Genomic DNA, 17743 nt, shown 5'->3' on the forward strand with positions numbered 1-17743 from the left:
CGTTTGATAGCGTTTCTACCGTGCCAGCGTTAGCGGGCCGATGCCAGCCTTCGCACCACCGTGATCATGCGGTCGATCTCGTCAAACGTGTTGTAGAACGCCAACGATGGCCGCACCGTCGTCTCCACGCCGAAACGTCGCAGGATCGGCTGCGCGCAATGGTGCCCCGTGCGCACGGCGATGCCCTCGTCGTTGAGCGCGTGACCGACCTCTTCCGTAGTGTAGCCGGCCAGCACGAACGACATCACGCTGGCCTTGTCGGCGGCCGTGCCGATCAGGCGCACGCCCTTGATCGCGGCCAGCTCGCGCATGCCGTAGACCAGCAGATCGTGCTCGTAGCGGGCGATGTTTTCGATGCCGATGCGCGTCACATAATCGATCGCCGCGCCCAGCCCGACGGCGTCGGCGATGTTGCCCGTGCCGGCCTCGAACTTGTTGGGAATCGGCTGGAACACGGTCTTGTCGAACGTCACATCGGCGATCATGTTGCCGCCGCCCTGCCATGGCGGCATGTCCTCAAGCACTTCGCGCTTGCCCCACAACACGCCGATGCCGGTCGGCCCGAACAGCTTGTGGCCGGAGAAGACGAAGAAATCGGCGCCGATGTCCCGCACGTCGATGCGCATATGCGAGACCGACTGCGCGCCGTCGACCAGGGTCCTGGCGCCGGCCCGCTTGGCAAGCTCGACGATTTCCTTGACCGGCGTCACCGTGCCCAGCGCGTTCGACACTTGCGTGACGGCGACGATCTTGGTGCGGTCGTTGAGCAGCTTGCGGTACTCGTCGAGCAACACCTGGCCGGTGTCGTCGACCGGGATCACGCGCAGCCGCGCCCCCTTGGCGGCGGCCAGCTGCTGCCAGGGCACGATGTTGGCGTGGTGTTCGAGATTGGAGACGATGATCTCGTCGCCCTCGCCCACGTGCTGCCCGCCCCAGCTCTTGGCCACCAGGTTGATGGCCTCGGTGGTGCCGCGCACGAAGATGACTTCGTTGACGTCCGGCGCGTTGAGGAAACGCCGTACCCGCTCGCGGGCGCCTTCATAGGCGTCGGTGGCGCGGGCGGCGAGCTCGTGCGCGGCGCGGTGGATGTTCGAGTTCTCATGCGCGTAGAAATACGCAATGCGGTCGATCACCGACTGCGGCTTGTGGGTGGTCGCGGCGTTGTCGAACCACACCAGCTGGCGACCGTTGACCTTTTCCTGAAGAATTGGAAAATCGCGCCGCACAGCGTGCACGTCGAACGGCGGATGGCGGTCGCCGCCGGCCGATGGCACGGTCGCGTGCGGCGCCGGCTTGGCCGGGGTGACGTAGCCGCTCGGCAGCACCACCGCGTCGACGAAATAATACTGCGGCGCGGACGATGGCGATGGCGCCGCCGGCGCGGACGCGCCCGGCAAGCCGGTGGCGGGTGGCGACAACGAGGGCCCCGCGGACAGTTGCGGCGACGGGAACGATGGCGTGTAACCCTGCGGCGACGGCGGCGCGCCCTGCGGCAAAGGCGACGACGGCGCCGGCGCCTGCCGCGTTGCGGCGCCAGGCTGGCCGTAGCGCTCGCTCAGGAAATAGTACGACGACGCTTCGGCCGGCGGCCCGGCGTTGCCGGCGCCTTCCGGAACGCCGAGCACGGCGCCGCCGTTGCGCGGCTCGTACGCCGGAATCGCGCCGAACGCTTTGTCGGGCACGCCGTTGCCGGCCTGCGCGGCAGGCAACAACGCAGGCGCGCGGTTACCCAGCGACAGCACCTGGGTCGGCGACGCCGGAATCAGGTTGGTGCCGGGAATTTGTCCCTGCGGTATCGGCGTGCCGGGCACGCTGGGACCGAAGCCGGCCGGGCTGACCAGCGGCGAACCGGGCGGCGCGATGTTGGCCGGCGCCTGCACGCCGGGCACGCTCAATTGCCGGGCGAACGGCGGCGCCGAAAAGAACTCGTTGGCCAGGCGCGCCAGCGCGGCCGGATCGAACGGCGCGCCGGACGGTTCGGGAACGCCGGCGGCGCGGTCCGCCGGCAGGGAGATGGGGGGCGAAAGGAGGCTCACGTGGCGCGCTTACTTATAAGTGTCGGGATAGTCGTGGTACTTGTTGATCTCAACGTCGTCGAGCACGGCCAGCGCGTCGGAGGTCAGCACCGCGAGCGAGCAGTACAGCGAGATCAGGTACGACGATATCGCATGATTGTTGATGCCCATGAAACGCACCGACAGGCCCGGGCTTTGCTCGCCCGGCAGGCCCGGCTGGAACAGCCCGACCACGCCCTGGCGCTTGTCGCCCACGCGCAACAGCAGGATCTTGCTCTTGCCGTCGGCCACCGGCACCTTGTCCGACGGGATCAGCGGAATGCCGCGCCACGTGATGAACTGCGAGCCGAACAGGCTGATGGTCGGCGGCGGCGTGCCGCGGCGGGTCGCCTCGCGGCCGAAGGCGGCGATCGCCAGCGGATGGGTCAGGAAGAAGGCCGGCTCCTTCCACACCTTGGTCAGCAGCTCGTCGAGGTCGTCCGGCGTCGGCGCGCCCGTCAGCGGGAAGATGCGCTGCTCGTCGGTCACCTGGGCCAGCAGGCCGTAGTCGGGATTGTTGATCAGCTCGCTTTCCTGGTTTTCCTTGATGGTCTCGATCGTCAGGCGCAGCTGCTCCTTGATCTGGTCGTGCGGGCTGCTGTAGAGGTCGGAGACGCGGGTGTGCACGTCGAGCACGGTCGAGACGGCGTTGAGGAAGTACTCGCGCGGATTTTCCTCGTAGTCGACATAGGTGCGCGGCAGCTGGTTCTCTTGCTCGCGGGCGGTGCAGGTGACTTTGATCGCTTCCGGATTCTTGACCTTGTTGAGCCGGTAGATGCCCGCCTCCACCGGCACCCATTGCAGCAGGTGCGTCAGCCAGCGCGGGCTGATGGTCTCGAGCTGGGGAACGGTCTTGGTCGCGTTCGCTAATTGCCGTGCTGCGTTATCGCCCAGCGCCGTGGTACCGCCTACAGTTGCCGACATCGTGACTCCATTTCAGTAAGGTGAAAAAACACATAAGGTCATGCAGAAAATAACCGGGCCAGTATGGCGTTACTGATGAGTCAGCTCAACATGCTATCGCCACCAATCGCCCCCCCCTCGGGGGTCAGCGCCCCCCCTCGGGGGTCGGTGCCGACATTCAGACACGGACTAATCCGTTCGGCTGCCGAGCTTGTGTCCGAATGTCGGCACTGACCCCGGGGGGATGGACGCGGTGGTGGTGGTGTCGCTGACCATTTCGCCGCGCGTCAGCAAGGCCGACGGCGTCAGCTTGAGCGCCAGCGCCAGCTTCTCCACCGTCAGCAGCGACGCGATCACCCGGCCCCGCTCGATCTCGCCCACATACGAGCGGTTCAGGTTGGAGTTTTCGGCCAGCTGTTCCTGCGACCATCCCTGCGCCTCGCGCAGTTGCCGCACGCCGATGCCGAAGCTGCGCACAAGGGTATTCATCGGGCCGCCGCGCCGCTCAGGCCGCCGCGATGCCGTTGGCGAAGGCGCCCACGCGCGACTCGGCCTGGGCGATGCGCCCGCCCGGCGGCACGTCGTGCGTCAGCCAGACGTTGCCGCCGATGATGGCGCCCTTGCCGATCGTGATCAGTCCGAGCACCGTGGCGCCGGCATAGATGACGACGTCGTCCTCGACCACAGGATGGCGCGGCAAGCCCTTTTGCAGGTTGCCGTCGGCGTCGGTCGGGAAGCGCTTGGCGCCAAGCGTGACGGCCTGGTACAGCCGCACGCGGGCGCCGATGACGGCCGTCTCGCCGATCACCACGCCCGTGCCGTGGTCGATGAAGAAGCCGGCGCCGATGCGCGCGCCGGGGTGGATGTCGATGCCGGTGGCGCCGTGCGCCAGCTCGGAGACGATGCGGGCGAGCAAGGTCAGGCCCAGCGTATAAAGCTGGTGGGCGATGCGGTAGTGGATCATCGCCAGCACGCCCGGGTAGCACAGCAGCACCTCGTCGACGCTGCGCGCGGCCGGGTCGCCCTGGTAGGCGGCCATGACGTCGCTGTCGAGCAGCGAGCGGATCGCCGGCAGCGCGGCGGCGAAGCGGCGCACGGCGCCCAGCGCCTCCTGGTCGATGTCGTGCTCGACGCTGGAATCGACCACGCGCAACGGTTCGCCACGCAGGCCGGCGTTGTATTTCAACTCGCGCCGCACCTGCTTGAGCAGCGCGTGCAGCACCCCATCGAGCGCGTGGGCGACGTGGAAATCCTCGCTTTCCTGGCGCAGGTCCGGCGGGCCGAGGCGCATCGGGAACAGCACGCCCTTGAGGCTGTCGATGATGGCCGCCAGCGCGTTCCGCGACGGGAATTCACGCCCGCCCGGCTCGCTGCCTCGGCTTTGCTCCTGGCGCCAGCGGTGGCGCGCCTCATGCAGCGATTGCACGATGGTGGTGATGTCGAAAGTAGCCACGCTGTCCTCGTCGGGATATGGTTGAGTGCTGGTTGAATGCCGCGGTTTAGTCCTGCACCCACGGCAAGCCGTGGAAGCGCCAGCCGTCGGCCTTGCCGCGCTGCTGGCGCGCGTCGATCTCGCCCTCGAAACCTTCTAGCACGTTGAAGACGTTGGTAAGGCCGGCTTTCGTGGCCGCCTCGGCCGCCAGCGCGGAACGTTTGCCGCTGCGGCACAGCAGCAGGACCACGCTGTCCTTGCCGCCGATTTTGCTTTCCAGTTCGCGCGCGAAGCGCGGGTTGCGCGTCAGCGCGGTGCCGGTTGCCCACGGCACATGCAAGCTGTCGGGCACGTGGCCGACGAATTTGCGCTCCTCGCCGGTGCGCACGTCGACCAGCAGCACGTCCTTGGTGGAAAACAGTTCCCAGGCGACGGCCGGGGCGACGCCGCCGGCATACGGCAATTGGGACGCGGCCGCATCGGCCTTGATCGATGCCAGCACTGGAGGCAGCGCCGGCGAGAGGACGTCAACTGACATAGAGAGACCTTATGATGGCTTGGAATGGTGGCGAGCCGCCGGCCGTTGATGGCGATAGACGGCTTGCGGAATGAAATATACGTTTTGGCGAAGTGAAACAAAACGAATAAAATCAACTTCGCAAAGATGAAAACCGTCTATGCGACGGAAATGCCGTCGATGGACGACGCGCGGCGGGCGCCGGCCGGGGTGGCGGGAATCGGTGGGGGCTTGCTCAGGCGTCGGCGCAGGCCGGCTGCGGCAGCGGATGGTGGCCGCTTCTCAGCGGCGGGGCCACGCGATTGCGGCCCCGGTGTTTGGCGTCGTACAGCGCCCGGTCGGCCACGCCGATCAGCGGGCTGCAGCCGGCGCCGCGCACCGGCACGCAGGCGGCGACCCCGGCGCTGATGGTGACGACGCCGAAATCGCTGGTGCGGTGGGGCTGTCCGAGCGCCCGCACGGCCGCGCAAATGCCCTCGGCAACGGCGTGCGCGCCTGCCAGTTCGGTGTTGGGCAGGAATACCACGAACTCCTCGCCGCCGAAGCGCGCGGCGATGTCGGCGGTGCGCTGCGCGGCGCGCGCGACGACGTCGCTGACCAGCTTGAGGCAAGCGTCGCCGGCCAGGTGGCCGTAGGTATCGTTGTAGCGCTTGAAAAAGTCGATGTCGAGCATCACCAGCGCCACCGGCAAGCCGTCGCGCGCCGCCCGCGCCAGTTCGCTCTCGAGCCGCTCGTTGAGGTGGCGCCGGTTCTTCAGGCCGGTCAGCGGGTCGGTTGTCGCCAGCAGCTCGAGCTGCGCGACGCTGTGCTGCAAGGCGGCTTGCGAGTGGCGCAATTCGATTTCCAGATGGTCGCGCAGGCTGATCTGGCGGATCAGGCGCGTGCCCAGCCAGCCCAGCGTGGCCAGCAGCAGCGCCAGCGCGCCGCATTGGCGCCAGGTGTCGGTCCACCACTGCGCGAAGATTTCATCCTTGGACAGCGACGCGGCGATCACCAGCGGATAGCCGTGCACGCGCCGGTAGCTGTACAGGCGCTCGACGTTGTCGACCAGCGCCACCCGCATCGCCGTGCCGCTATCCTGGCCCTGGTCGATCAGCGTGAACACGGCGCCGCCTTTGAGGCTGCTGCCGATGACGTTGTTGAGCATCGGCCGGCGCGCGATCAAGGTGCCGTCGTCGAGCGCGATAAAGATGCCGCCGGCCTTGCCGATGTCGAAGCCGTTGTAGTACTGCTGGAAGTAGTCGGTGCGGACGGTGGCCAGCACGACGCCGGCGAACGAGCCGTCGGCGTGGTCGACGCGCTGCGACACCGGCAGTATCCATTGGCCGGACGAGCGGCTGCGCACCGGCGTGCCGATGTGGACGCCGCGCCCGGCATGCGTGCGGTGGTACTGGAAATACGGGCGGTCCGCGTTGTTGGCGCCGGGATCGACTTTGTCGAGCGAGGTGATCACCCAGCGCCCGTGTTCATCGTAGACGAAGATACCCTGCAGGCCGCTGGTCTGCGCCACGCGGGCCTGCAGCAGCGCCTGCAGGCGCGCGAAGTTGGACGGGCCGGTGCCGTCGCGCTCGACGCGCTCGACGACGCCGAACAGCACCGAGCCGACGATGTCGATCGTGCGCTCGGCGTGCTCGGCGGTCGCGCGGGCGATGTTGACGGTGGCGCGGGCGCTCTCGTCGAGCTGGGTCTGGCGGGCGTTGCTGCGGTAGGCGAACTGCAGGCCGCAGATGGCGCACAGGATGGCAACCAGGAACAGCGAGGCGGCGCGCCGGATCGGCCGCTTTTTCCCTTCAAGCTGCACCAGTTTCGACGCGCCCGCCCCGCCATCGGCGCCGGCGGGCGCCGGCGCGATGGGGTCGGACACGTTGACGGTGGACTGCGACATACTTCCCTTGGGCTATTTTTAACGGGTAAAAACGCGGCGGGGGTTGGGCCTCGTCGTGGGATCATAACAGAATTACTTTCCAGAAAGTAATTTTTGTGTCGGATTTCCCACAGCCGGCGTCACATGGCGTCCAGGGTCGCCAGGGTGGCGGCGTCGAGGCGCAAGGCGCCGGCGGCGACGTTGTCCCGCAGGTGCGCCACCGACGAGGTGCCGGGAATGACGAGGATGTTGGGCGAGCGCTGCAACAGCCAGGCCAGCGCCACCTGCATCGGCTGCGCGCCCAGCGCGGCGGCCGCCCTGGTCAGGGCGTCGGACTGCAACGGCGAGAAGCCGCCCAGCGGGAAGAACGGCACGTAGGCGATGCCATCGGCCGCCAGCGTATCGATCAACGCGTCATCGCCGCGATGGGCGAGGTTGTACTGGTTCTGCACGCAGACGATGTCCGTGATCGAGCGCGCCTCGGCCACCTGTCCGGCCGTGACGTTGCTCACGCCGATATGGCGGATCAGTCCCTCCTCCTTCAGACGCACCATCGCCGCGATGGCCTCGCCGATGGCCGAGCCGTCCGGGCCTTGCACGCCAGGGGCGCGGTAGTTGACCACGTCGAGCGCCTCCAGTTGCAGGTTGCGCAGGTTGTCGTGGACCGCGTCGCGCAGTTGTTGCGGCGACGCCGCCGTCAGCCATGACTGGTCGGCGCCGCGCACGAAGCCGATCTTGGTGACGATGGTCAAATCGTCGCGATACGGATGCAAGGCTTCGCGGATGATCTGGTTGGTGACGTGCGGGCCGTAGAAATCCGAGGTGTCGATGTGGTTGATGCCCAGTTCGATCGCCTCGCGCAGCACGGCAACGGCGGCGGCGCGGTCCTTCGGCGGCCCCCACACGTGCGGGCCGGCCAGTTGCATGGCGCCGTAGCCGACGCGGTTGAAGCGGACGCCGCTCCCGGCGGGGGTGAACTGGTCGCCGGATGGGGAATATGTGGTCGTCGTTTGGGTCATGGTGATCTCCTGGTGTGTGATGTGGAAAAGCATGGACACATGGTAACGGCAGGACGACCGTGTGATAATGGGGGCAATGCCGCACGGGCTGTACGAAATTCCGCACAATCGAGATCATGACCACAGAAAACCCCTCCATGGCCGACCTGGCCACTTTCGCGTTGGTGGCCCAGCACGGCGGCTTCCGGCAGGCGGCGCGCGCCGGAGGGCAGTCGGCGTCGGCGCTGAGCGAGGCGCTGCGGCGGCTGGAGAACCAGCTCGGCATCCGGCTGCTGCTGCGCACCACCCGCAGCGTCACCCCGACCGAGGCCGGGGCCTTGCTGCTGGCGCGCCTGCAGCCGGCGTTGAGCCAGGTAGCCGGCGCCCTCGACGTGCTCAACGACCTGCGCGACAGTCCGCGCGGCACCTTGCGCCTCAACGTGCCGGTCAGCGCCGCGCGCTTCTTCCTGCAGCCGCTGGTCAACCGGTTCATGCGCGCCTATCCGGACATCGTGCTGGACGTGGTGATCGACAATAATTTCGTCGACGTCGTCGCCAGCGGCTGCGACGCCGGCATCCGCTACGGCGAGCGGCTGGAACAGGACATGATCGCCATCCCCATCGGGCCGCGCGTGCAGCGCTTCGCGGTGGCGGCCGCGCCGGACTATCTGGCGCGGCGCGGCGTGCCCGAACACCCGCGCGACCTGCTGCAACACGCCTGCCTGCGCGGCAAGTTTCTCAGCGGGGCGATCTATCCATGGGAATTCGCGCGCGACGGCCAGACGCTGACGGTCGAGCCGACCGGGCCGCTGGTGGTCACGCCGACCGTGTTCGACCTGGCGGTGGGCGCGGCCGTGGCCGGGCACGGCGTGATCTATCTGTTCGAGGAGTGGCTGGAACCGTACATGGCCTCAGGCGAGTTGCAGCCGATACTGCGGGATTGGTGGGCGGATTTCCCGGGGCCGTTTTTATACTATTCGGGCCGGCGCCACCTGCCCGCGCCGCTGCGCGCCTTTGTCGATTTCATCCGGGCGCCCGATGCGGCGCAGGACTAGTGCAAGTAGCGGGAGTGACTGGATTTGCTTCACGGATGTGCCGCGCTTATTTTCATCCAGTCTTGAACCAAGGTATCCAGGGCGAAATCTACGAACTGGCGCAGGAAAATCGCTCCGAGCGGCATCAACGTCGGCGCCATTGAAGTCTATGTGGCATTAAATCCACTGTATCGTGGCAGATCGATCGTGCGATCCTGGCAGGCGGTGCCCAGCCATACATTCGGCGGGCACCGCTTGGTCGCCCTAAAGCCGCACCGCATCACTCGGCCGACATTTGGCCGACATTTGGCCGACATTTGGCTGACATTCGCCTGACATTCGTCGGCGCTAGCCTTCGGTGGCAGCCATCGCGCGCTGCCAAGCCGGACGGGCCTTGATGGTGTCGGCGAAGGCGTTCAGCTTCGGCCAGCGCTGCCCTTCCGGTTGCTGGGTGGCCAGGATGACCGGGAAGCTCAGCATGATATCGGCGGCGGTCAGCCCTTCGCCAATGAAGTAGCCCGACGGCTGCAGGATACTTTCGAGATAATCGAAATAGCTGGCCACCTGTTCGTCGATACGCCCGTGCAGGGGGGCGCCGCCCTCGCCCAGGCGCGAGACATAAATCCGTAACAGCAGGGGCAGCATCGCCGAGCCTTCGGCAAAATGCATCAGCTGCAGGTGCTTGAGCGCGGCCGACGATCCCGGCTCGGGCTGCAGGCGTCCCTCCCCGTAGCGGTCGCACAGGTACTGGACGATCGCGCCCGACTCTTCGATCAGTTCGCCGTCGTCCTCCAGCAATGGCGACTTGCCCAGCGGATGGATTTTCTTGAGCTCGGGGGGCGCGAAGTTGGTCTTTGCGTCGCGCTGGTAGCGGACGATGTCGTACGACAGTCCCAGTTCCTCGAGCAACCAAACGATCCGCTGCGAGCGGCTTTTGTTCAAATGATGGACGCGTATAGCCATGTTTTTCCTTTGAGCTTTGTGGGTTTTTAGTGCTGGACTTATAGCACAAGCGGTGTTCAGTACGGAAATCTGGACCGGACTAACCGAACTCTAATCCGTTACTATCTGTTCAGCGCTAGCATGTTCGCCGCGCCAATGTCATCGATGCGTCCGGCGATCCAAGCGAGAAAGGCGTCGCGGGTGTCGCTCGCGCGATTCCTTCAGAGCGCTGTGGTCGTCGCATCAGCGGCACCGGCACCGGTGACCGCAACGGTAGCGTCTGTAGTGGCCACAGCCCCGGCACCTGCGCCGCGTCGCATGGTGGAGCATCGCACGGTGGCGCATCACACTAGCGAGCCACTAGCGACAACCGGACCTCTGCGGGCAGAGTTGAGCGGATAGGCACTATGAGCGTCGGCGATCCGAGTCGGTCAGCAGCCCGTGTTGCGTTCCTTGCCACAGAGCGCTTACAATTGGTCTCCTTCCACGTCCTTGTTCCTTCCATGGCAAATCAGAGCGCGCTTCCGGAAAACTTGGTCAATGTGGCGAGCGTCGAACGTACCTGGAATGGCATCGCCGTCGTGATGACCGAGTTTATCGGCACCGGCCGGGTGCTGCACCAACTGGCGCACGATGGCCAGTCGCGGCTGGGCATGCTCTTGGAGGAAGTCGGCAATGGCCGCTCTGAACCGCGGCTACGCGGCAACGTGCCCTGCCCGGTCGACTACAAGCCGCGCCAGATGCACTTCACACCCGCAGGGATGGAGCTGTGGGGATTCAGCGAGGATGTTCGCTATGCCCGTGACATCAACCTTTGCTTCGATATCGACGCACTCGGCAACCGCTGCCAGATCGAAGGACCGCGCGACCTTGCGCACACGCCGCGGCTGCGCTTTACCGACGATGGGAGCTGCGCGCTCATCAACTTGCTGGCGGATGCGATGCGCGATCCGGATCCGTCGGCGCAGCTGTACGGCGACGCCCTCGTGTGCTCGATTGCGATCCGGCTGTTTCGCGGTAACCCGGCCCCGGTCAAGGGCCCGGCCAAACTGTCCCCATTGCAATTGAGCGATGCGCTAGGCTTCCTGGAAACAAGCCTGCCCTCCAGGGTGGACCTGGCGACGCTGGCAAACCTTGCCGGACTATCACAGTCGCACTATCACCGCGCCTTCAAGGCCTCGACTGGCTTGGCACCCTACAAGTGGCAGCTGCAAGCGCGCATCGAGCGCGCCAAGGCGCTGCTGCTCGACACCTGCGGTTCGCTTGAAGACGTGGCCGAAGCGACCGGCTTCGCGGACGCAGTCCATTTTGGCCGGACTTTTCGCAAGCTGACGGGCGCAACCCCGTCAGTCTGGCGCAGGGATCGCCTCAGTTAGGCAAGCTCGGCGTTCAAGCCCGCGCCGCCGATTGCAGCAGCTGTATTTCCCAAGCCAGCGCGACCCCACTGGCGCCGCCGTGGTCCAGCACGACCTGCGAGAGCTCGGTGGCCGATTTCACGCGCGCCCAGTCGCGTTGCCACTCGGAGATGACGGCCATCCAGGTGATCGGCACGGCGCCGGCCTGCACCAGCCGGCGCACCGCCATGTCGTGTGCTTCGGCCGAGACACCGCCCGACGCATCGGTCACGACGAACACGTCGTAGCCCTCGCCCAAAGCCTGGATCGCGGGCATGGCCAGGCAGATCTCGGTCCACAGCGCGGCGAGGATGAGCTGTTTGCGGCCGCTCTTTTTGACGAGGTCGGTGACATTGGCGTCTTGCCAGGTATTGATGAAGGTACGATTGATCGGCTTCTGGTCGGGGAACACATCTTGCAGCCCCTTGATCAGGTTGCCGCCGCGATCTTCGATCACCGTGGTGAGGATGGTCGGGACGCCAAACACTTTGGCGCCCTTTGCCAGGCCGACCACGTTATTGACGATCATTGTCGGCTCGTGACTGTGCAGGTTGGCGAATTGGTAGGGCTGGTGGTCGATGAGCACGACTATGCTGTCTTCAGGGCGAAGCAGTGCGGGAAGGCCGGTCTTGGGCATGTAAAACTCCTTGGTGGATGTGGCGTTTGTGCGCCGTTGCGGAATGACTGACGGGGCGGCAGTACCGCCTTCCGTCCACGAGAGAGATTGTCATGACAGGCCGGGTTTGGCACTGACCCGTCTTGCGCAGAACAGTCTGAATTTCTCACCGGGCCATCACCGGTGCCAGGATCCGCCGGGTAGACGAGGGTCATGCTGAAACACTGGAGTTGAGTGCTGCGACCACCGACTCAATACGCCCCCAACACGGACCGCAGCACATTTGTCCGCTGGCCTTTGAAGAGCTTCTTTACATATCGCGAAATCCAGATATACCGTGCTTCATGGACTTACTTGAAACATTCAAAGCACTCTCAAACCGCACCCGAGTTGAAATTCTGGAACGGCTGAAGGATCCTGAAAACAGCTTCCCACCGCAGGACGAAGGAGATGTTCATACGGTCGGCGTCTGCGTCAGCAGTATCCAGGAGGGAGTTGGATTGTCGCAATCGACGGTCTCCAACTATCTGGCGACACTGCAGCGGGCAGGTTTGGTGGAAGTCCAGCGGGTAGGACAGTGGACGTACTATAAGCGCAACGAGCAAGCCATCCGTTCACTGGCGCAACAGATAGGCAAAGACCTGTAAATTTTTTTGCCACAACATATCGATAATTTTCGATATCTCTTTTTAACGAAGCGAGGAAAAAAATGAAAGCAATGACACTCACCACTTTTTGCGGTACCGATGCATTCGAACTGGTCGACGTACCGAAGCCGGCACCCGGCGCCGGACAGGTGCTCGTGCGCGTGCACGCTACTTCGATCAACCCACTGGACTACCAAGTCCGTCGCGGGGATTACAAGGACTATGTGCCCCTGCCCGCCATCACCGGCCACGATGTCTCCGGCGTGGTGGAAGAAGTCGGAGCGGGCGTCGCGTCCTTCGTTCCCGGTGACGAGGTGTGGTACACCCCGCAGATCTTCGATGGTCCGGGAAGCTATGCGGAGTACCACGTCGCCGCCGAAAACATCATCGGCAAGAAGCCTGCCTCGCTTAGCCATGTGGAAGCGGCCAGCCTGACCTTGGTTGGCGGAACCGCGTGGGAAGCGCTGGTCGGCCGCGCGCAACTTCGCGTCGGGGAAAGCGTTCTGGTGCACGGCGGCGCCGGCGGTGTGGGTCACGTGGCAATTCAAGTGGCGAAGGCGATCGGCGCGAAGGTGTACACGACTGCACGTGCGGATCAGTTTGAATTTGTCCGCAGCCTGGGCGCCGACGTCGTGATCGACTACGAAAAGGAAGACTATGTCGAAGTCATCATGCGCGAATCGGCGGGCCAGGGCGTCAACGTCATCTTCGACACGATCGGCGGGGACACCCTCACCCGCTCGCCGGACGCGCTCGCCCAGCTCGGCCGGGTCGTCTCGATCGTCGATCTGGCCAAGCCGCAAAACCTGATCCAGGCCTGGGGCAAGAACGCCAGCTATCACTTCGTGTTCACGCGGCAGAACCGCGGCAAGCTCGATGAACTGAAAGCGTTGGTGGAACGCGGTCAATTGCGTCCGCATATAGGCGCGACGTACTCGCTGGCAGAGATTCCGCTTGCCCATGCGCGTCTGGAAAGCCGTGATAACGGACTGCGCGGCAAAGTCGCTATCGCTGTCGTGCCGGAAGCAAACGCGGCCCAGGCAAAATCCTAACGCTGGCTAAGGAGAAAATCATGATCTATGAGATTGCTTCGCTGCCTGTCAGAGCCGATCAAGTCGATGCCTTTACAAGCGCGTTTAACTATGTGACCCATCTGCTGACACGCGTGCAGGGATACGGGCGTCATATGCTCACGCGGGGAGTCGAGACGCCATCGCATTTCACGCTGATTGTGCAATGGCAAACGCTCGAGGACCATACGCAAGTGTTCGAACCAAGTGAAGACCACCGGGCTTTCATGGGGGGGCTTGAAAGATACTTTGCCGAGGAGCCGACCGTGTATCACGTGCGATCGGCTGTTGCAGGCGGATGGCTTGACGTTCTGCCCGCATAAGAGGGGTGCACGGGCGTCTTACCAGCGCCTCCAGGCGAATTTGTATGGCTGAAATTCTGGTTTCGGCCATGCCGTATTTCTGGGGCGAAAACCTGTGAAAATCCAAAATCCTGTCCACTTCCCGCCCAGTTTAGCCACTGCAGCTATGGCGTGTTCCGAATCCGACACAATCGTCCCTCCACTGTCAGCACTCCTACTGCGCAACAGCGTGCCATGTTCCGCAATACGCGACACAGCTTTGCAGATGTGCCTAGTATCTGGTCGAGCGAAACCGACGTAAAATTCAACGGCAAACGATTAACCAACATGTGGAGCAAATATATGCAAAAGCTCGTGAATACCGCAGGAAAAAACGTAGAGGCTTCGGTCCGAACTGACATCGAAGCGGTGTTGCAGGCCTACGAAACGGCACTGAACACCTCAGACACCGACACGGTGTTGACTTTGTTCGCACCTGACGGTGTCTTCATGGCGCCGAACAGCCCATCGACGATTGGTGCTGATGCCATCCGGGCAGCGTACAACGCCATCTTTCAGGCGATCGCTTTCGGCACCGAGTTGACCGTCGAGGAGATCGTCCAGGTTGCGCCAAACTGGGCGTTCGTCCGGACAAGCTCGAACGGGCACGTGATCGTCAATGCGATCAAACAGCGCGTTTCCGATGCCAACCACGAACTGTTCATTTTCCAAAAATGGAACGGCGCCGCGTGGAAAATCGCGCGCTACTCCTTCGCAACGACGAATCCGCTGCCCCAATAGGTCGTCGGGTAACAGCAACCGCGAAGGCGTCACGCGGCTCATGATTGCGGCCGGACTCGGCCAGGCCGACACGGTGGCGCGACTGTTGACGGCGGGCGCCGGCCCGCGCGCAGCCGATACGCGCAAGGGAGCGACAGCGCTGCACAATCCGACAACCCGGAGGCCATCGAAGATTCTCGTTGAGGCCGGCGCCTCGGTGAGCCTGCGCACCCATTCCGGGCTGACTCCGCGCGAGCTCGCCCTGCTCTACGGCTACGACGATCTGGCGCGGATGCTCTCCGAGACGGCGGGCTGATACGGGTAGGGAGCCTGTCAAGTAAGCATGTCGATGCGCCATGCCGCCGGGCTGGCGCCGGTCATCTTGCGAAAGGTGCGACCGAAGTGCACCGCGTCGGCGAAGCCGGTGGCTTCGGCGACATCCTGTAGAGGACGGTTGGTGGTCAACAGCAGGTCCTTTGCTCGCTCCAGGCGCGCCTGCAACTGCCATTGATATGGCGCCAGCCCGGTCGATACCTTGAAGGCTCTGCAATAGTGCGCCTGCGACAAATCAGCGAGTTTCGCCAGTGTTGCGAGCTCGACCTTTGCTGGCATCTTCGCCTCGAGATAGCTGATCGCATCCTTCAGCTGAATCGCCGAGAGCTGATACGCGCTGCCCTTGGCCACCTTCGGCCTTTCGAAGAGCTTCGCCGCGATTGCCGCAGTGAGTGAGTCGCCATACAGCTCAGTGGTGATGTCATTGTCGTTGATCGCATCTGTCAGCAGCCTCATCAACGTCCACATGCTCTCATCCGAAAAGCGGAAGCGCGGAGCATCAATCACGCCCAACGAATCGGCTAGCCCCAAACGCTCTTGGAGCACCTTGGTGTCGAAGGTAACCGTCGCACACTTGAGATAGCGCGCATCCTCTGAATGTGCCCATAATTCCATGTCAGCCGGCGCGATGTACAAGGGCCGAGGCTTGTAGGCACGTGGATTAGGTGTGTCGCGTGCCAGCCTGGCTTCGATGTAGCCTCGTCCGACCTCTTCAAGCTGCGCGGCAAGCCAAGTCAATTCTTCCGGGCGTTCAACCCGAAACAAGACTCTGCCTGTGCAAGTGTATTCGTGCATTTCCACGGTCACGCCATTCCAGCTACGGCTGCAACTTCCCACGTTGGCCACATTCTCAGGAAGTTCAAATTCGTTCGACATAGGAGTAGTCCGTTCATATCCTGTTTCAGGGCGACGCGGCGATAATTGACGCAGCGTTGCGATCCTGATCATTATTAACCGCACCTCCGGTCGCCGTCTAGACGCGCTTTCAGAATACAGTGTTCCCCAAAATGGAACGCCAGCCAAGCTTTTGGCGTTGAAACTGCGATGCTCGCCTGCCGCGCCGATGTTACCCGACAGTGATTGTAGATTAGGCCGCCGGAATCGGCGTTGAAGCGCCCTTGGCGATCGACCGTCAATGTTTTGTCGCCATCTGCGGCGCAGACAGCGCCCCGATGGCGCAAGGGGTTACTGTCAGAGCGAGAGTTTTCGCTCCGCGAACAGACCGACGACGTTCTCCGGCAGGAACTGCGGCCATTCTCGGCCATCATGTTTGCTTCAAATAGAAGCATTGTTTATTCCGCTCGCATTTTTATATGCGTGCAGCCCGGCCAAGCTTCACGGCATGTGTTGATCCCGAGATAGCAGAAACGATCAGTCCGCCGCAGGATTGAACATTGCCCTGCTTTCAACCCGTTGCTATCGTTTTGTCTCCGGCGTCAATCCCGCACCGGCGGCAATCGCAGCACGCCTTTCCCGTCCGTGTGCCCACCAGGAACATAAATATGGATATCGAAGAATTGAGGACATTCGTTGAAATAGCCGACGCTGGCGGGATTTCACCTGCCGCGTCTCGACTCGGCGTGGCGAAGTCCATCGTCAGTCGCCGGCTGGCCCGGCTTGAAGCGGATTTGGGCGTGCAGCTACTATCCCGATCGACGCGCGGCACGGCCCTGACAGAAGCGGGAACGACTTTCCGCAACCACGCGCTGCGGGCCTGCGCAGAAATCGATGTTGGTAAGGAAGCGACGCAATGTTCCGGGGACCTCCAGGGCCGCCTGCGCATCGCTGCGCCTGTTTCCCTCGGGTCGACACACTTCGCTGCCGTGCTCGCGGCGATGGCAGGCAGTCATCCTCTGCTCCACATTCACACGTCGTACAGCGACCATGTGGTCGATCTGATCGGAGACGGCTTCGACTGCGCAATCCGGCTGGGCATTCTCCCGGACTCCAATCTCGTGGCACGCAAGATTGGATCGTTGCCTGGGGTGATAGTCGCGAGTCCGGCGTACATCACGGCGTACGGAGCGCCGCAGACGGCTGAAGAATTAATGACTCGAGATGCGCTGACGAAAGGAACGGAGTCGTGGCAACTCTGGGAAGGTGAAAAGAACCTGTCGATCCGGCCCCAAGGACGATTCAAGGCAGACAGTAGAACGGCTTTGGTCGCCGCCGCCTTGGCAGGGCTCGGCGTCGCCTACTTCCCGACTAGCCTCATCCACGAACATTTAGACTCCGGCGCCCTCGTTCCCGTCGCAACACGATATCGTGCCTCCCCCTTCGGCGTTTACGTCGTGCGTCCACCGGCGCGGCATCCATCCAGAAAGATTCGTGCGTTGACCGATTTGCTTGTTGAACACTTCAACAAGGCGTGCGTGCCTGCTCAAGTTCCGCGCGAAACCGCAGAGATGCTAATGGCAGGGTAAGCCTCATCACATACAGATAAGGACGACCACATCATGAACAAACTCGATCTTCAACAGCGTCCGAGCAACGTACACAACCAAGTGCCACGGAATCGCGTCATCTTGTATGAGATCTGTGCATGCGTTATGCCGATCGCGATCACCTATGCGAATTCGGGGCTGGTGGCCGCTGTGGCTTCAGCATGCAGCATGCAATGGCGGCGACACGAAGACGGCGTCCATTCACAACGAGCGGTTTTACACAACAAACAGAACCAGGCAGATCTTTAAAAGGTCGGCTGACCGTGTCATCGCTTTGCAGCCACATCGGCTGTCACGGACTGCGCTGGTCGCAATGCGCTAGAGCCGGACGCCGCCATGCTGAATCGCAGCTTGAGGAACATCGGACGGCTGCGAAGGTCGCTCAGGGATGAATTGCCAGATAAAAAAGAGTAGTTCAGTGAGCAACACCTATT

At 63.5% G+C, this 17743-nt stretch carries 19 protein-coding genes; 9 read left to right on the forward strand and 10 right to left on the reverse strand.

Annotated elements, in window-relative coordinates; all coding sequences use genetic code 11:
• Positions 1-29: 29 nt before the first annotated feature.
• From AC0IYS_RS23440 to AC0IYS_RS23470, 7 genes are all read right to left on the reverse strand, one after another.
• The gene (locus AC0IYS_RS23440) at positions 30-2036 is read right to left on the reverse strand and encodes a family 2A encapsulin nanocompartment cargo protein cysteine desulfurase (RefSeq protein WP_471707433.1); all 2007 of its coding nucleotides are present in this window, start codon (positions 2034-2036) and stop codon (positions 30-32) included.
• A 9-nt stretch (positions 2037-2045) separates the two neighbouring features.
• A complete protein-coding gene (locus AC0IYS_RS23445; protein ID WP_090314882.1) occupies positions 2046-2978 on the reverse strand; it encodes a family 2A encapsulin nanocompartment shell protein in 933 nt (310 codons plus the stop codon).
• A 168-nt stretch (positions 2979-3146) separates the two neighbouring features.
• Positions 3147-3446 (reverse strand): helix-turn-helix domain-containing protein, encoded by a 300-nt coding sequence (locus AC0IYS_RS23450; RefSeq protein WP_471707434.1) that lies wholly within the window; start codon positions 3444-3446, stop codon positions 3147-3149.
• A gap of 16 nt (positions 3447-3462) precedes the next feature.
• Positions 3463-4410 (reverse strand): serine O-acetyltransferase EpsC, encoded by a 948-nt coding sequence (gene epsC / locus AC0IYS_RS23455; protein WP_471707435.1) that lies wholly within the window; start codon positions 4408-4410, stop codon positions 3463-3465.
• A 46-nt stretch (positions 4411-4456) separates the two neighbouring features.
• Positions 4457-4927, reverse strand: coding sequence for a rhodanese-like domain-containing protein (locus AC0IYS_RS23460; protein WP_471707436.1), 471 nt, complete (start codon positions 4925-4927; stop codon positions 4457-4459).
• A gap of 214 nt (positions 4928-5141) precedes the next feature.
• A complete protein-coding gene (locus AC0IYS_RS23465; protein WP_471707437.1) occupies positions 5142-6791 on the reverse strand; it encodes a sensor domain-containing diguanylate cyclase in 1650 nt (549 codons plus the stop codon).
• A 119-nt stretch (positions 6792-6910) separates the two neighbouring features.
• A complete protein-coding gene (locus AC0IYS_RS23470) occupies positions 6911-7789 on the reverse strand; it encodes an oxidoreductase (RefSeq protein WP_471707438.1) in 879 nt (292 codons plus the stop codon).
• A 116-nt stretch (positions 7790-7905) separates the two neighbouring features.
• On the opposite strand from AC0IYS_RS23470, the gene AC0IYS_RS23475 reads away from it, so the two are divergent.
• Positions 7906-8823 carry a LysR family transcriptional regulator gene (locus tag AC0IYS_RS23475; RefSeq protein ID WP_471707439.1) on the forward strand — a complete coding sequence of 306 codons (918 nt, stop codon included), beginning with the start codon at positions 7906-7908 and terminating at the stop codon, positions 8821-8823.
• 327 nt (positions 8824-9150) lie between these two features.
• Here the strand turns inward: AC0IYS_RS23475 and AC0IYS_RS23480 are convergent, their stop codons facing one another.
• Positions 9151-9765, reverse strand: coding sequence for a glutathione S-transferase family protein (locus tag AC0IYS_RS23480; RefSeq protein ID WP_471707440.1), 615 nt, complete (start codon positions 9763-9765; stop codon positions 9151-9153).
• A 386-nt stretch (positions 9766-10151) separates the two neighbouring features.
• On the opposite strand from AC0IYS_RS23480, the gene AC0IYS_RS23485 reads away from it, so the two are divergent.
• Complete coding sequence (locus AC0IYS_RS23485) at positions 10152-11120, forward strand: helix-turn-helix domain-containing protein (protein WP_471707441.1); 969 nt, start codon at positions 10152-10154, stop codon at positions 11118-11120.
• A 13-nt stretch (positions 11121-11133) separates the two neighbouring features.
• Here AC0IYS_RS23485 and AC0IYS_RS23490 read toward each other — a convergent pair whose 3' ends face one another.
• Complete coding sequence (locus tag AC0IYS_RS23490; protein WP_471707442.1) at positions 11134-11775, reverse strand: hydrolase; 642 nt, start codon at positions 11773-11775, stop codon at positions 11134-11136.
• Between the two features lie 323 nt (positions 11776-12098).
• Between AC0IYS_RS23490 and AC0IYS_RS23495 the strand changes: the two genes are divergently transcribed.
• The 5 genes from AC0IYS_RS23495 (at position 12099) to AC0IYS_RS23515 (ending at position 14848) form a co-directional block, all read left to right on the forward strand.
• Complete coding sequence (locus tag AC0IYS_RS23495; RefSeq protein WP_471707443.1) at positions 12099-12401, forward strand: ArsR/SmtB family transcription factor; 303 nt, start codon at positions 12099-12101, stop codon at positions 12399-12401.
• 62 nt (positions 12402-12463) lie between these two features.
• Entirely contained in the window at positions 12464-13453 is a 990-nt protein-coding gene (locus AC0IYS_RS23500; RefSeq protein ID WP_471707444.1) for a zinc-dependent alcohol dehydrogenase family protein, read from the forward strand.
• A gap of 20 nt (positions 13454-13473) precedes the next feature.
• Positions 13474-13794, forward strand: a complete 321-nt coding sequence (locus AC0IYS_RS23505; RefSeq protein ID WP_471707445.1) for an antibiotic biosynthesis monooxygenase family protein — start codon at positions 13474-13476, stop codon at positions 13792-13794.
• Between the two features lie 213 nt (positions 13795-14007).
• Positions 14008-14553: a YybH family protein gene (locus tag AC0IYS_RS23510; protein WP_471707446.1), complete on the forward strand. Its 546-nt coding sequence runs from the start codon at positions 14008-14010 to the stop codon at positions 14551-14553.
• Between the two features lie 40 nt (positions 14554-14593).
• Positions 14594-14848, forward strand: coding sequence for a hypothetical protein (locus AC0IYS_RS23515; RefSeq protein WP_471707447.1), 255 nt, complete (start codon positions 14594-14596; stop codon positions 14846-14848).
• A gap of 17 nt (positions 14849-14865) precedes the next feature.
• Here AC0IYS_RS23515 and AC0IYS_RS23520 read toward each other — a convergent pair whose 3' ends face one another.
• Positions 14866-15741: a helix-turn-helix domain-containing protein gene (locus AC0IYS_RS23520; protein ID WP_471707448.1), complete on the reverse strand. Its 876-nt coding sequence runs from the start codon at positions 15739-15741 to the stop codon at positions 14866-14868.
• A 626-nt stretch (positions 15742-16367) separates the two neighbouring features.
• Between AC0IYS_RS23520 and AC0IYS_RS23525 the strand changes: the two genes are divergently transcribed.
• Complete coding sequence (locus tag AC0IYS_RS23525; RefSeq protein ID WP_471707449.1) at positions 16368-17288, forward strand: LysR family transcriptional regulator; 921 nt, start codon at positions 16368-16370, stop codon at positions 17286-17288.
• 33 nt (positions 17289-17321) lie between these two features.
• Positions 17322-17558 (forward strand): hypothetical protein, encoded by a 237-nt coding sequence (locus AC0IYS_RS23530; protein WP_471707450.1) that lies wholly within the window; start codon positions 17322-17324, stop codon positions 17556-17558.
• Positions 17559-17743: the final 185 nt, after the last annotated feature.

Source organism: Duganella sp. AC237, assembly GCF_979254035.1.